Origin of the sequence: Cohnella sp. (assembly GCF_041640265.1) — a bacterium.
In the GTDB taxonomy this organism is placed as follows: Bacteria; Bacillota; Bacilli; order Paenibacillales; family Paenibacillaceae; genus Cohnella.
Genome location: NZ_JBEQAP010000005.1, coordinates 98,465 through 111,623, shown reverse-complemented (window position 1 = coordinate 111,623; position 13,159 = coordinate 98,465). Strand labels below are relative to the sequence as shown.

Sequence of the window (13,159 nt, the reverse complement as noted above, 5' to 3'; positions counted from 1 at the left end):
TTTGATGTAAGTTTTTATAACACCATTGATTAAAGGGTCTAGAAGAGTCCGATCAACAAATCGCTCGCAGGAGAATCAACCATCCCCCTCGGGAGATGGCATGTTCGGGTTACTTGTGCCGGAGAGCAAGGCGATTGCGCATGAACAGCCAGCTGAGCAGCGGAGAGCTGCCGACCAATAACAGCATATAGTTGATGACCAAAGGCGCACGGCTGAAAGATAGGGTTACTATAAAAATAATCATCCCCGTAATTCTTCCTACGTTAAGCGCTAGTTCTCTCATCACTACGTACTCAACCCGTTGCCTTGCGCTATCCTCATCCTTCCCGATCAAGTCGAATACGGATGATGTCATAGGTATCGTATATAACGGCATGAACAGTGCTGCACCGATCCCAAAAATCAACAGAGTCGTATAACTGACCCCGAAGAAGAACGGAACGATAACCCCCGTTATCATGACAGTGCCGACCAGCATCCCTCTCTTGCGCCAAGCCGGCTTCAGCCACTTGCCAGTCGCATAGAAACTAATGAAACCTACAGCCGATGTAATCAATGCAAAGTTGCCAAGTGACAATTCACTGCCTGTCTGAATGAAGACAAGAAGGCCGATCATGACGCCAAAGACGCTTTCTCGCAGCCCTTGAGCTACAAGCGCTCCAATTACCGGCCGCCACGGGGTTTGTCGAAGCTTCATAATACGAATGGGCATTCGCCAATCGTAATTTCCTTCCGCCTTTCTGTTATGCAACCAAAAGCTGACCGCGATACCCGCCAAAAATATGCCAAACGAAATCATGAAAATGACACGATAACCGCTCTCTCCAGCCATACGTGAAATGACATACCCCGAGCACCAGGGCACGATCATTCCGACGAGGGATCCAATAACCCCCGTCCATCCGTTAAACCGGTCTCGGTTGTCGGCATTCGTCACTTCGAAGTAAATGACATTAAAGGAAAGCCAAAAGAAACCGATAGCCACCCCTTGCACGATACCAAGCAACCATATGTAATGGAATGCGCCTTTTCCAAGCAGAAGCACGATGGAATAGAAAACGGCCGAAACTCCGATTCCAAGTCTTAAGAAAATCATTTTATTGCCTTCTTTCACCCCGTTCCCTGCAATCCAGAACGTCATCGCCATGAACAGGTGTGAAAGAAGGGTAAACCAACCTAACAGCGTGAAATTGTTGCTCGCTTTCCATATATATACCCCAAGGTATGTGCCCGAAAGCGCATTCGCAGTAATAAATAGGCCGTTGACTACAAGCAGAAGCAATGTTTGTTTATCCAGCCGTTCGTTCGCGTGAGCAACTCTGTGTAGCGTGTGCATGAGCATCTCCTTTGGAACAGTGAAATAAAAACACTGTTATAACCTGCCCAAAAAAGGTGCAATGAAACAAAAATCATTCAAAAATCTCTTCTAGCACTTCTTATAGGCGACTTTGCACGTTGATCCTAATGGAATGATTTCGCCTAAATACCGAAGAATAAGCTCCTTCTCTATGTCCGTTACAAATGTTGTCGTTCGTACGTCGAAATGGAGAGTTCCTGAGTGGCTGTCATATTTGTTAAACGTCATTTCGCCGCTCGTGAACATTCCATTAATAACGGCAACGATTCCGTATTGATCTAAGTTGTTTCTCATTGCCGTTTGAACGATGGGATCGGGCAGCTCATGAGCTTGTGGAATATTATCCGCCTGGAGCATCGAATACTCCTTGATTTGATAACAGACGTATGGAGGCAAGTAACCGGTTACAAAATGCTTCAGAGCCGTTTTTTCCTTATCAGGCAGCGTCAACTGATCGTTCCATGCGTACAGAGTAGCGGCATTCTTCCCGCTTGTGTGAATTCTTACATATCTAAGCTGCGGGTTATATTTCTTGATTATATGCTCCGATAACAAGCGAGTTCCCACTGTTACCACCCCCGTATGATTGTTATATCTTATTCATCCGGCCGGCTATAAAGACTCCTCCTAGAATGATAAACAGTCCGAGTACCCTATTCCACTTGATATCCTCGTTCAACAAAGTATATGATCGAAACATCGATAGCGAAGGAGCTTATCCGCTGATGGAAAATGAGATCATAGCCCGATTTACCTCTTATGTACAGGTGGATACGCAATCTGATGAGAGCAGCCAGACCTGCCCGACTACCTCAGGACAGCTAACCCTTGGCCGAATGCTGGTGGAGGAGCTGCAAACTATCGGCATGGAAGAGATCACGATAGATGAGAATGGATATATCATGGCTACTTTGCCCGCCAATACGGACAAGACGGTGCCAACAATAGGCTTCCTGGCACATATTGATACGGCAACAGACTTAACTGGCGCGGGCGTGAAGCCGCAAATCGTGGAGCATTACAACGGGAAAGACATCATTCTGAATGAAGAGCTGCAGATCGTTCTCTCCCCGCGAGACTTCCCAGAGCTGGCAGCATATGAAGGCCAAACCTTAATTACAACAGATGGCACAACGCTACTCGGAGCGGATGACAAAGCGGGAATGACGGAGATTATGACCGCGATGGCTTACTTGATTAAGCATCCGGAAATTAAACACGGCAAAGTAAGAGTTGCCTTTACTCCGGATGAAGAAATCGGGAGAGGACCTCATCGGTTCGATGTCACTGCTTTTAACGCGACTTACGCCTATACAATGGATGGCGGTCCGCTCGGCGAGCTGCAATATGAAAGCTTTAACGCGGCTGTCGCCCGGATTACCTGTAAAGGCAAAATCGTTCACCCCGGGACCGCGAAGGGCAAGATGATTAATTCTGCCAAGATCGCAATGGAGCTAAACAGCAGATTACCTTCGGCGGAAGCTCCTGAGCATACGGATGGCTACGAGGGCTTCTACCATTTGATCTCCATTAACGGCGATGTGGAGCAAACGAAGCTTCACTACATCATTCGGGACTTCGACCGCTCGCGATTCGATAACCGAAAGTCCGATATAGCTGCGATCGTGGAGGATTTGAAAACGAAATACGGGGAAGAAACCATCGTCCTTGAGATGAAGGACCAGTACTATAATATGCGTGAGAAAATCGAGCCTGTCATGGAAGTGGTGGACATTGCCTATCAAGCGATGGTTAACCTCGGCATTGAGCCGCTTGTTCGGCCGATTCGGGGCGGGACGGATGGCTCTCAACTGTCCTATATGGGATTGCCGACTCCCAATATCTTCACAGGCGGAGAGAACTATCATGGCCGGTATGAGTATGTCTCGGTAAATACGATGATTAAAGCGACGAATGTGATTGTCGAGATCGTTAAGCTTTTTGAGCAGAAGGCGGACTAAGAGCCCTAACTAGGCACGTATCTTGCGCTCTCCAAGTCGACGACACCCTTGTTATTGATCTCTACGCCTTCGTTCTCCAAATAGAGCTTCTGCATGTATCGCGACTCCTCATCCTGGAGCGCGATTTCACCCTTAGCGTTCACCACCCTGTGCCATGGCAGGTCGTATTTCGCGCTTAACGAGTGCAAGATTCGCACGACCTGCCTAGCCCCCCTCGGGCTCCCTGCCTGCGCCGCAATTTGACCGTAGGTCATCACATAACCTTCTGGTATCCCTTTAATAATCTCTACAACTTGCTGCGTGAATGGCGTCACCTTAGTCTCCGTCCTTTTTTTACAGTTATTTATTCATACCGCCTAATCATTAGACGGGCTTCCTCCCATCCGGGATAGTTCATAATCTTGATCAAACCTCTGCCCTATGAAATCAGTCCCAATCAGCAGCGTTTACCGCCTCCCTTCGTGTGGAACTAATAAAAGATCAAATAACTGCAAAACTACATCTATTTCCCAAAATTCCACCTGTTTGTTGGAAATAGTTCCATATGTACATCTAATTCGACGCTGATAGTCCGTTTCAGCACATTCTGGTCAAAAAAGATGTACATTTGCCTCTAATGCAACCATAAACAGGCTTCCCCAAGAAAATAAATGTAGAAACACAGTTATTTTTACCACTTCCCACCGTCCAGAGGCTAATTAGACTCCCATGCAAAGAAAAGACCGTCTCCTAAGAGGCAGCCTCCTGATTAATAAATTGCTGCAAGCTCCTTAACTGCTTCAGATGGTGGCGAAAGTGCATCTCGACTATACAAAACCATTCCTTAGCGTTGAAAGCTCCCATTCGGGGGTGAGGCGCGCTATTTTCAGCGGGGATTCCGTCAAGTGCAGGCTCGATTGCCTTCATCCGCTCAACGATATTGAGAAAACCTTGAGACAATTCCTCCGTGCTGGTCGGTTGCTTCGGCGTATATTGTGGGGATGGGGGAACATGGACTTTCACGTCAGGAAAGCCCCCGTAATGCCTCACCCGCTTCCGATTTAACCCCGCCAACAACGATGGATTCGGGATTTCCTTCTTGGCATAAACCAATGTTCCGAAGGCTCATGAAATGCGTTGCATTAATCAGATGCACATATAATTGACCAATCGACCATTGCTCCTCGCTGGGCTGGCGCGTTAGCTGTTCCTCGCTAATACCCTTCAATTGCTCTAAGTAGTAGGCTACCGTTTCTTCCAGCTGACTTAAGCTCTCTTTCGTATTCATGGCTGCCACCTAACCTTTCTTTGATTTAATTTAACTATACAAAACCGCTACTGACAACAGTATGTCAGTAGCGGTTACGCCATTCAGAAGAAATTATATCCATATCCTTAGAATGCAAAAATACCTTCAAACCATTGAACGTGGATTGAAGGTATTTCTTAAATATGTGCCGTGCTTAAATTGTAAGTTGGTTGCGGGGGCAGGATTTGAACCTGCGGCCTTCGGGTTATGAGCCCGACGAGCTACCGGGCTGCTCCACCCCGCGAAAGTATAACCGAGCACTGTGATGATTAACGCCGGCCGGAGTTCTTATACTATAGCAAACCCCGCCGACATGCAAGCTTTTCCGAGAACATTTTTTATGGAAATACCTGCCGCCATTGCTTCAAACATTCAGGCTTCATCCCATATTCATATTGCTGGATTTTTTGCTATGCCTTTCTCCCGTGTAGAAGCTAAGCACGTCGCTCCATCTCCACTGCTCGTAGAAATTGGCTCCCAAGTCGATGCCGGGGATGAATACAACAGGGTTCTTACCGGAAGAACCAGCTACGATTGCATCCGCTTTTATTCGATCTGAACGGACCCATGCCAGCAGCCGTGAGGGAAGAGAAATCGGATTGAAGTCGCCATAGGTGTTGGATTCATCCGTTAATGGCTTAGCCTGCAATCTCCCCAGCTTCACCTCGACCAAGGAAGGAAATGGACGACTGGCTGACTCGGCAGCTCTTGAAGCAACAAGACGGCGAGGTCCATGCCATGTAAAGCTCTGATCGACATAGCCGGCAGGTGTGTAGGTGACTAATTTCCCCGTGGGGATATCCGCCAACTTTAGCTTTTTGTTGCTTGTCGCTTCCCTCCCGACGCCGCCGATATACGCTAATAGGTCTCCCATATCGGACCAATTAAACCACTGACTATTATTGGCCATCAAATCTAGCTGCTTGAAGCTGGTACCCTCAGCTGACAAAACGCACAATATGTTGCTGTCGGCTGATAAGGATGCGGTTGGGTTCGCCAGAAAAGCAATCCAATGTCCGGTAGCGGACCACTTGAATATACTTGTGGTCACCGCAAAGAATTCCTCTGACGGCTTAGGAAGTACATATAGCGTACGGATTTGGCTAGGATCACCTACCTTAAGCAGCGGAATAGAGAGAATACGAATCGGTGTCCACCCATCAGGCAGAAGAATAGACTGGGTCGATGCTAGAAATCCGCTGCCGTCGGGCAGCCAGGAGTAATTGCCAATCCCGCTCGCGACATCTACTCGCCTTGTCGGTTTCTCGGGTTCGACAAAGATAAGCTTCTGATCGAGGAGGAATGCGAGCTTGTTCTTACGGGGAGCCCACTCGTAACTCTCTTCGCGTATGGGACTAACGAGCTGGCTCTGCTCCGATGGTACATGCCACAGCCATAATTCCTGCTCCTCCTTCCCTTTCGTATAAGCAATCCACTGCCCATCATAAGACCACTTTGGACTCCGAATGAATTCCCCTTTGGTTAATTGATGCTCAATGCTGCCTACCTTTAACCACAGATCCCCATTGCGCACGAAAGCGGCTTTGAGGGTATCCACGGATGGTTCAGCATAGGCAGTTGCATTCCCTGTTATTAGCAGAGCTGTAACCATTACGAAAATACAGTTTCTTAACACTCCCAATTGAGTCGGCCCCCTCTGATCCCTATTTATCTGCAATCGCGATTACTCTTGAACCGTTTTACGGTTTCCTTTACTTGGGAAATTCATTCATTTTTTCACCAGCATACACAAAAAAACCGCAAACCCCTAAAGGCTCGCAGTCAGGTCAGACAAACTTCTACACACATTTTTTTATTATAGTCAGTTTATTTCCTTAGCAGCTCCTTAGCCAATGACCATGCGGAGCGGACTCTCGACACTCTCCCATACTTCTGAATATAGCTGTAATCCGTGAGCTCGACGCCTGCATCCTTGATGGCGTATGCGAAGTCATCGTCCAACATCAGTTTGTATTCCCACACTCTCTTCTCCCAATGAGGGACTCGGCTTCGCAAATCTGAGTCATCCACCGCCGGATGAATATAAGTTTCGCTAATTCCGTCCGGCAGGTTATAGATTTTCTTTATTAGCATTTGCTTGAACAACGCGTATGTCTCGCCTTCATTAACCCCAAAGGGATGGGATAACAAATAGTCGGGAACGGCGACCCCCATTACGCCAGCTAGAGAGGAAGCTTTGGCAACGATCCGCTCTACTCCGGGAATAGTGCAAAGCAGCGGATCGTCCGGATGTACCTTCCGGAACAACCGGAAGGGCAGGTGCCATTTGGCGCATTTGCGCAGCACTTGCGGGATATGACTCCGTCCCGTTGCCATGCCGTACAGACTGCCCATGTGATTATCCGCATGTGTGACCGGGATACCGAATTTGCGAACTGCATCGAATTGCGCCTGCATCTCCTGAATGACTGCCCCAGTATTCGCGCGTCGCTCAAATTCCTCGACCGTCTTGTGCATATTCCCGCTCTCCTCATGAAGCGAAGCATGACCCGTCAGACTCGGAAACCGCAAGGCATCGAATTCGCTTGTAAGAGTCAGGTGTAAGCCAATGTTGGATTGCTCCCGGCGTTTGCACCACTCTGCCGCTTCCTCGAACCCGGGGGCCGGCGCCATGATCGTTGCCGACGATACCTTGCACTCCTCGAGCAGATGCATTATGGCTTTATTCATCGCCGGACTTTGTCCGAAATCGTCGCAATTGATGATGAGCTTCTTAGTGTTTCTCATCCTGAGGGGTCCTCTCTATTTTCACGAATAACGATATAAGGTATGAAATAAGAAGGAGACCCAGCGGAACAACACTGATCAAATATCGGAAGGTCGCCTCCGGGTTCGGGCCCGGCTTCTCTCCGCTCTCATAACCGAAGATAATTCCAACAACAAAGAACGCGAGCGCGGAGATCAGACCGCTTGAACGCGTAATGAATCCTGCCACGGCCGTGTAGATTCCTTCGCGCCTGCTGCCTGTTTTTACGAAATCCTCGTCAATAATAATGCCGGTAACGATCGGCGGTGTAACTAGGAATCCCGCTAATCCGAAGCCGACCAGCACACCTGCAGCAACGCCGGTTAAGAGACTGCTGCCGAACCATAGCGGGATGATTGACAGAGCGTAAGCGATTAGGGACAGTCGCCAGCCTTTTAATGGATCCATTCTCCGGATTAACCAATACCACACGAACACAAGCGGAATGACCGAAACGAAGATGGATGCCAGCAGAATAGACACCTGTGCGTCGGGGATCTTGAGTACATATTTGGCGTAAAAAGGGATAGTAGAGCTCAGCAAACCATTGACGGTTTGGGCAAAGGAATTGGCGATGTTAAACACCCAGAAGGTACGGTTCTTAAGGGTCTCGCGGAATGCGGCCTTGAACCCCAGCTGTGGTGACTTTAGCGCCTCCGCGTCCTCCTTAATGGAGCGCAGGAAGATTAGCATGAGCACGGCAAAGAGCAGCGCATAGAGGATGGACATATTGCTAAAGCCCATTGCATTGAACAGAATTGGCGTCACCGCAGTGCCGATTAAGAGTGCAACGATTTGATAGCCTTGTTGAACGGTCGAAGCTTTAGCACGCTGGCGATCTCCTCGGAATAGCTCCGGGAACAGCGCACCATAATTGACCCAGATTATCGTCGCTGCTGCCTCGTATAAGATGAGGGCTATGAGAAACCAAGTGAATAAACCGTAATCCGAAATACCTTCTGGCGGGGAGAAAACCATTATAAACGTCAGCATAAAGAGCGGTATCGCTCCGTAGATCCACGGCCGTCTGCGCCCGTATCTCGTATTCGTTCGATCGGAGAAGTAACCAAACAACGGTTGATTAACCGCATCCCAAATGAGGAAGATCGTCCGTGCAAGCGTCACAAGCGCAATCTCAAGTCCGAGCTTATCCGAGTAGAAATAGATGTAGAAAGCGCTGAACGCCTGACTGGGTATCATCATTGCCAGCATCCCGAACGCATACATCATGGGAGTGTTCTGAAGCTTATTTCTCATTTGACGACCTCCAATTAGATACCGCTTTCATTTGTAGTTATTCGCCATCTTGATTCATCCCCCTGCAAAGCTGCAGCAGCCATTAATCTACCTCCTAAGTTTTATGCTGAAGCAACATTAAATAAGACGACTTCATTGCTAGGAAGGAATTTGAAGCAGTGGGATTCTATGATGGATCCTGCTCCTCTTCTTTTCGCTTTTGTGCGAATTTCTGCCCTTTATCTTTAACTTACCGCATTGTGTCATGTTTCGAAGTAACATAAAATGAGCGTGCAGAACCTTTCTCTCCTTCATTAGTGAGGGGAATACAGCAATATTTGAAAGCGCTTTTACGGAATAAGAAGCACATGATTTTCACATTCAAGTAAAATTATTTAAGGAGAGTGTCTTATGTTAACAAGAAAAAAGCTGCTCCATGTGATGATGATTGTCACGCTATTATTTTCCGGAATGCTGATTCTGCCTCCGGAGCATGCCAGCGCCAACACCATTGCACCGTATGCCAAGCCTTCAATTTACCCTAGCTCGTCAGTATTCTCTTTAAAGGCGAACGGAACCACCATTCCGGTTATAGGGTATACCAACGAATATGATTATGCCCATTTTTCCATGTCGGCCGGAACGACGACCATTGAAGTAACGGCGCTGGGACTATCGAGCATCAGCTCGTACTCCATCACCCCTCAGAAATTGAATATATCGGGTTCGATAAGCGGAAACAAGCTGACCTTCACGATTCAGAATGATGAATATCTAATAGTGAAAATCCCTGGTTTGCGCGCGTTAGTCATTGCAGCTGATCCGGGAGAGGTTGGAGCTCCATCTTCATCAGGCACCGGGATTTATAACGTGACGAGCGCTCCCTATAATGCCGATAGCTCGGGGACGAATATGAATACAACCGCATTCCAGAATGCGATTAACGATGCCGCTAACTATGCTGGTGGACAAGGCATTGTCTACGTACCGACAGGCGTTTATAAGGTAGGCAATCTGGAGCTGAAGAGCGATGTAGCCCTTTATCTGCAGGGAGGCTCTGTGCTCAGATTCACTGGCGTAAAGTCCGACTACACGGTCCATTGGCATAAGGATTCACAGAATCGAGATGTCACCTGGTGGATCTATACACAGACCGGTGCGAATAATGTGAAGATTTATGGCCGCGGCACCATTGACGGGAACGGGAAATATGCGGTGGAAACTAACAATTTCGCCAGCAACATTATCGTTCCAATGGCCACTACGAACTTCACCTTCGACGGGCCTTTAATCCGGGAATCTGGCTCTTGGGCTGTGACACCCGCGAGGTCTAACGATTTAACTTTCAAGAATATGAAGATATTCAACCGCTTTGATATGGGTGAGAACGATGGTATTGACGTAAACGAATCTCAGAATGTATGGGTACAGCATGGCATCGGGATTGGATTAGATGATCCATATACGACCAAAACATGGGACCAAGCGACCGATATTAGCCGTGATTGGCCTGGAAGTCCCGAGGTGGTTCAGAACGTGGTCTTTGATGACCTGATATCATGGACATATTGCTACGGGTACAAGGTTGGTCAGGGTATGCGTCAGAATCAGAGCGACATCACCTTCAAGAACAGTGTGGTCTATGATTCTTCAATAGGGATCGGGATTCACCACAAGTGGGGTACAGGTACACTGACGAATGTCACCTTTGATAATATTGATATTGAAAGAGTAAGCACTGAAAACGACAAAAACCGCACATGGGCATTATTCTATGTTCAGAATGGAGACGGCTGGGGTGGAGGTCCGGTCAACGGCTTGAATGTGAAGAACATCAGAGTCCGCAACCAAGGGACAACTGCAGGCAAGTTGAAAGGGCACAGTGACACTACGATGATCAGCAATATTATCTTCGATAACATCGTCATGCCGGCTAGCTCTACTCCAGCGACGAACCTGTATGAGATGAATATTACGGATCGGGCTTATCATACTCCTGTAACGATCTTGCCCGTGCAAACTGCAGAGCCGGTTGAACCCGCGAATCTGGCTGCCAATCCTGGGTTTGAAACAGGGGACTCTTCGGGTTGGTCGCAGTGGTCCAACGCAGGAACCTCCTATCAGATCGAGTGGGGAGGTACACATTCAGGGAATTGGAAGCTGGCCCATGAAAATTCAGTAGCCTATAAATCAAAAACATCTCAAGTGCGAAGTGTGCCGAATGGTAATTATACATTATCTGTATGGGTAAGATCGACTGGCGGACAGAACGCCCTGCACTTATATGCCAAAAATTATGGCAGTACAACAGAACTGCAAGCCGTCGTAGGCTCCACTGCCTACTCATCCTGGACCGAATTTATTATTCCGAACATACCGGTTACAAACGGGCAAGTTGAAATCGGGGTATGGTCGGATGCCAACGTGAATAACTGGGCTGCATTTGATGATTTTGTGTTAAGCCGCAATTACGTGAACAATCCCGGTTTTGAAACAGGGAATACTTCGGGATGGTCCGAATGGAATAACGTGGGAGGCGCGCAAACCGTTGAATGGGGAGGTACGCATTCAGGGAATTGGAAGTTAGCCCATGAATATTCAACGGCTTATAAGCAGAAAACACACCAGGTGCTATCGGTGCCGAATGGAACCTACAAGCTATCGGTGTGGTTTAGATCAACCGGCGGGCAGAATGCATTACATTTGTATGCCAAAAATTATGGAAGCTCAACAGAGCTGCAAGCCACTGTAGGTTCTGCATCCGTTCCTAGCTGGACGTTATATACCATCGATAACATTCCGGTTACTAACGGGCAAATTGAACTTGGGATTTGGTCTGACGCGAATGCTAACAACTGGGCAGCTATGGATGATTTTATATTAATTAGAAAATAGTACAGGAACACGAATAACCGCTGAGCGATGCTCAGCGGTTATTTGGGTTAGGAAGCAGCTTTACAAACACCTATTCCCACTCTTTATGACGGTATCCCCTTCGATCAGGAAACTAATCTCTACCTAAACCTGAACGAAGGGGATACCGTCGAAAAGAGAAAATATCCCGTTATCTCATCCCCGCCATCCCGCATTCACGTGTGTGTCACGTATCCCGAAAAGGAACAGCCCTATTATTTGACGCCTTATTGCGCAGAACCGAATTGAATCCATGCTTTCTGAATTTCCTCGATCGCTTGATCCTTCGATTTGCTGCCGCCAATGTAAGCTTGCATTAACTCTCCAAATTTCTGGTGGAACGTATCCAAGGAGTAGTTAACCGACAGGTCGCCGGATTTTTCAGTCTTTAGGATTTCTTCCATTTGTTTCGGCATATCCAGATCTGGAAGCGGAGCATCCTTGATCGGAGGAATAACCTTCGCTACGCTGGAGAACCAGTTCTTACCATACTCGGATGTATACAGCCAGTTGAAGAATTCAATCGTTTCTTTCGCTACTTTGGAATCCTTATTAATCCGCAGCGCTTGGTCCGCACCTGTGATAATGAGCGATTGTTCAGCTTTGTCGCTTACCGGATATCCCATAATGCCAAGCTCGAAATCCGGGTTGATTTTCTTGATCGCTTCTTCATCCCAAGCACCTTTACCGGTCATGAATGCGGCTTTGCCTGTAGCGAAATCGCTCACTTGAGCATTGCTATCGCGCTCAAGAGGCTTATCGGTTCCGTATTTTACTGTCTGATCAATGAAGTTAAAGAAGTTAGTATCCAATGCAGGATGATCTTTGAACGTTGTCTTGCCGGCGATGAATTGACCGACGAGCTCTTTGGCGCTTATATTGGCATCTTGGGCAGCCGCATCAACGAAATGCTGTGCGATATGCTTCCACACCCACCACTCTTTGTAGGCGTTCGCGAATGGCGTGATACCTTTAGCTTCAAGCTTCGCGATCGCATCCGTCAGCTCGGCCGTCGTCTTCGGCACCGCCGTAATACCGGCGTCAGCTAACAGCTTCTTATTGTACATCATAACGAAAAGGTTTCCTTTAACGGGAAGTCCAAGCACCTTGCCGTCAGTGGAGCTCATATTAGAACGAACGGCATCGGTCATCGCTGCTGCAAGCGGCTCATTCGTCAGGTCCGCACTATACTCAGCGTACGTGTCAATGTCTCCGCCTGCAGTTGTTTGGAATACATCGGGCGTGCTTCCTGCCGCGATTCTCGATTTGAGAACCGTGTTGTAATCGGCCTGCATGATTTCCAGGTTAATGGTTACATTCGGTTTAACCTTCTTGTACTCTTGAATATAAGCGTTAAACGCATCGGTGTATTCCGGAGAGGCAGTGAACATATTGATCGTGACCGCTTGCGCAGAATCACCCTCTGCAGCTCCGGTCTCTGTTGCAGTTCCTGTGTCAGCCCCATTATTGTTGTTGCCGCCGCAAGCCGCCAGTATTCCAATGATCAGCATAAGGCTGATCGATAGTGCGCTAAATCTTTTGATCATGGTAATGCCCCCGTTTCCCTGTTTGAATTATCATCTACGTTGCTTATTCTAAAGAAAAGGAAAGAGGATAAGAATGCACATTAGTGAATA

General features: G+C 47.8%; 11 protein-coding genes and 1 tRNA gene. 2 read left to right on the top strand and 10 right to left on the bottom strand.

The features are described from left to right. Nucleotides 1–109: 109 nt before the first annotated feature. Nucleotides 110–1,336 carry an MFS transporter gene (locus ACESLK_RS06085; protein ID WP_372663522.1) on the bottom strand — a complete coding sequence of 409 codons (1,227 nt, stop codon included), beginning with the start codon at nucleotides 1,334–1,336 and terminating at the stop codon, nucleotides 110–112. A 90-nt stretch (nucleotides 1,337–1,426) separates the two neighbouring features. Next, entirely contained in the window at nucleotides 1,427–1,924 is a 498-nt protein-coding gene (locus tag ACESLK_RS06080) for a hypothetical protein (protein ID WP_372663520.1), read from the bottom strand. A gap of 158 nt (nucleotides 1,925–2,082) precedes the next feature. Here ACESLK_RS06080 and pepT point away from each other — a divergent pair, with 158 nt between their 5' ends. After that, nucleotides 2,083–3,318: a peptidase T gene (pepT, locus tag ACESLK_RS06075; RefSeq protein WP_372663697.1), complete on the top strand. Its 1,236-nt coding sequence runs from the start codon at nucleotides 2,083–2,085 to the stop codon at nucleotides 3,316–3,318. Between the two features lie 5 nt (nucleotides 3,319–3,323). Here the strand turns inward: pepT and ACESLK_RS06070 are convergent, their stop codons facing one another. From ACESLK_RS06070 to ACESLK_RS06040, 7 genes are all read right to left on the bottom strand, one after another. Continuing rightward, the gene (locus tag ACESLK_RS06070; RefSeq protein WP_372663518.1) at nucleotides 3,324–3,632 is read right to left on the bottom strand and encodes an MGMT family protein; all 309 of its coding nucleotides are present in this window, start codon (nucleotides 3,630–3,632) and stop codon (nucleotides 3,324–3,326) included. 415 nt (nucleotides 3,633–4,047) lie between these two features. Then, on the bottom strand, nucleotides 4,048–4,320 hold the full coding sequence (locus ACESLK_RS06065) for a DUF1569 domain-containing protein (RefSeq protein WP_372663516.1): 273 nt from the start codon (nucleotides 4,318–4,320) through the stop codon (nucleotides 4,048–4,050). A 1-nt stretch (nucleotide 4,321) separates the two neighbouring features. Next, nucleotides 4,322–4,585 carry a DinB family protein gene (locus ACESLK_RS06060; protein WP_372663514.1) on the bottom strand — a complete coding sequence of 88 codons (264 nt, stop codon included), beginning with the start codon at nucleotides 4,583–4,585 and terminating at the stop codon, nucleotides 4,322–4,324. A 188-nt stretch (nucleotides 4,586–4,773) separates the two neighbouring features. Beyond that, a tRNA-Met gene (locus tag ACESLK_RS06055) sits at nucleotides 4,774–4,850 on the bottom strand. A gap of 135 nt (nucleotides 4,851–4,985) precedes the next feature. Beyond that, entirely contained in the window at nucleotides 4,986–6,248 is a 1,263-nt protein-coding gene (locus ACESLK_RS06050; protein WP_372663512.1) for a translocation protein TolB, read from the bottom strand. Between the two features lie 185 nt (nucleotides 6,249–6,433). Then, entirely contained in the window at nucleotides 6,434–7,354 is a 921-nt protein-coding gene (locus ACESLK_RS06045; protein ID WP_372663510.1) for a polysaccharide deacetylase family protein, read from the bottom strand. After that, the gene (locus ACESLK_RS06040; RefSeq protein ID WP_372663508.1) at nucleotides 7,341–8,630 is read right to left on the bottom strand and encodes an MFS transporter; all 1,290 of its coding nucleotides are present in this window, start codon (nucleotides 8,628–8,630) and stop codon (nucleotides 7,341–7,343) included. The genes ACESLK_RS06045 and ACESLK_RS06040 overlap by 14 nt, the downstream gene beginning before the upstream one ends. Before the next feature lie 390 nt (nucleotides 8,631–9,020). Here ACESLK_RS06040 and ACESLK_RS06035 point away from each other — a divergent pair, with 390 nt between their 5' ends. After that, nucleotides 9,021–11,504 (top strand): glycosyl hydrolase family 28 protein, encoded by a 2,484-nt coding sequence (locus tag ACESLK_RS06035; protein ID WP_372663506.1) that lies wholly within the window; start codon nucleotides 9,021–9,023, stop codon nucleotides 11,502–11,504. Nucleotides 11,505–11,749: 245 nt separating this feature from the next. Here the strand turns inward: ACESLK_RS06035 and ACESLK_RS06030 are convergent, their stop codons facing one another. After that, entirely contained in the window at nucleotides 11,750–13,069 is a 1,320-nt protein-coding gene (locus ACESLK_RS06030; RefSeq protein ID WP_372663504.1) for an ABC transporter substrate-binding protein, read from the bottom strand. Nucleotides 13,070–13,159 lie beyond the last annotated feature (90 nt).

Coding starts and splice junctions, on each gene's coding strand:
- ACESLK_RS06040 (WP_372663508.1), bottom strand. CDS start 8,630: ATGAGAAATAAGCTTCAGAACACTCCCATGATGTATGCGTTCGGGATG.
- ACESLK_RS06085 (WP_372663522.1), bottom strand. CDS start 1,336: ATGCACACGCTACACAGAGTTGCTCACGCGAACGAACGGCTGGATAAA.
- ACESLK_RS06035 (WP_372663506.1), top strand. CDS start 9,021: ATGTTAACAAGAAAAAAGCTGCTCCATGTGATGATGATTGTCACGCTA.
- ACESLK_RS06030 (WP_372663504.1), bottom strand. CDS start 13,069: ATGATCAAAAGATTTAGCGCACTATCGATCAGCCTTATGCTGATCATT.
- ACESLK_RS06060 (WP_372663514.1), bottom strand. CDS start 4,585: ATGAATACGAAAGAGAGCTTAAGTCAGCTGGAAGAAACGGTAGCCTAC.
- ACESLK_RS06045 (WP_372663510.1), bottom strand. CDS start 7,354: ATGAGAAACACTAAGAAGCTCATCATCAATTGCGACGATTTCGGACAA.
- pepT (WP_372663697.1), top strand. CDS start 2,083: ATGGAAAATGAGATCATAGCCCGATTTACCTCTTATGTACAGGTGGAT.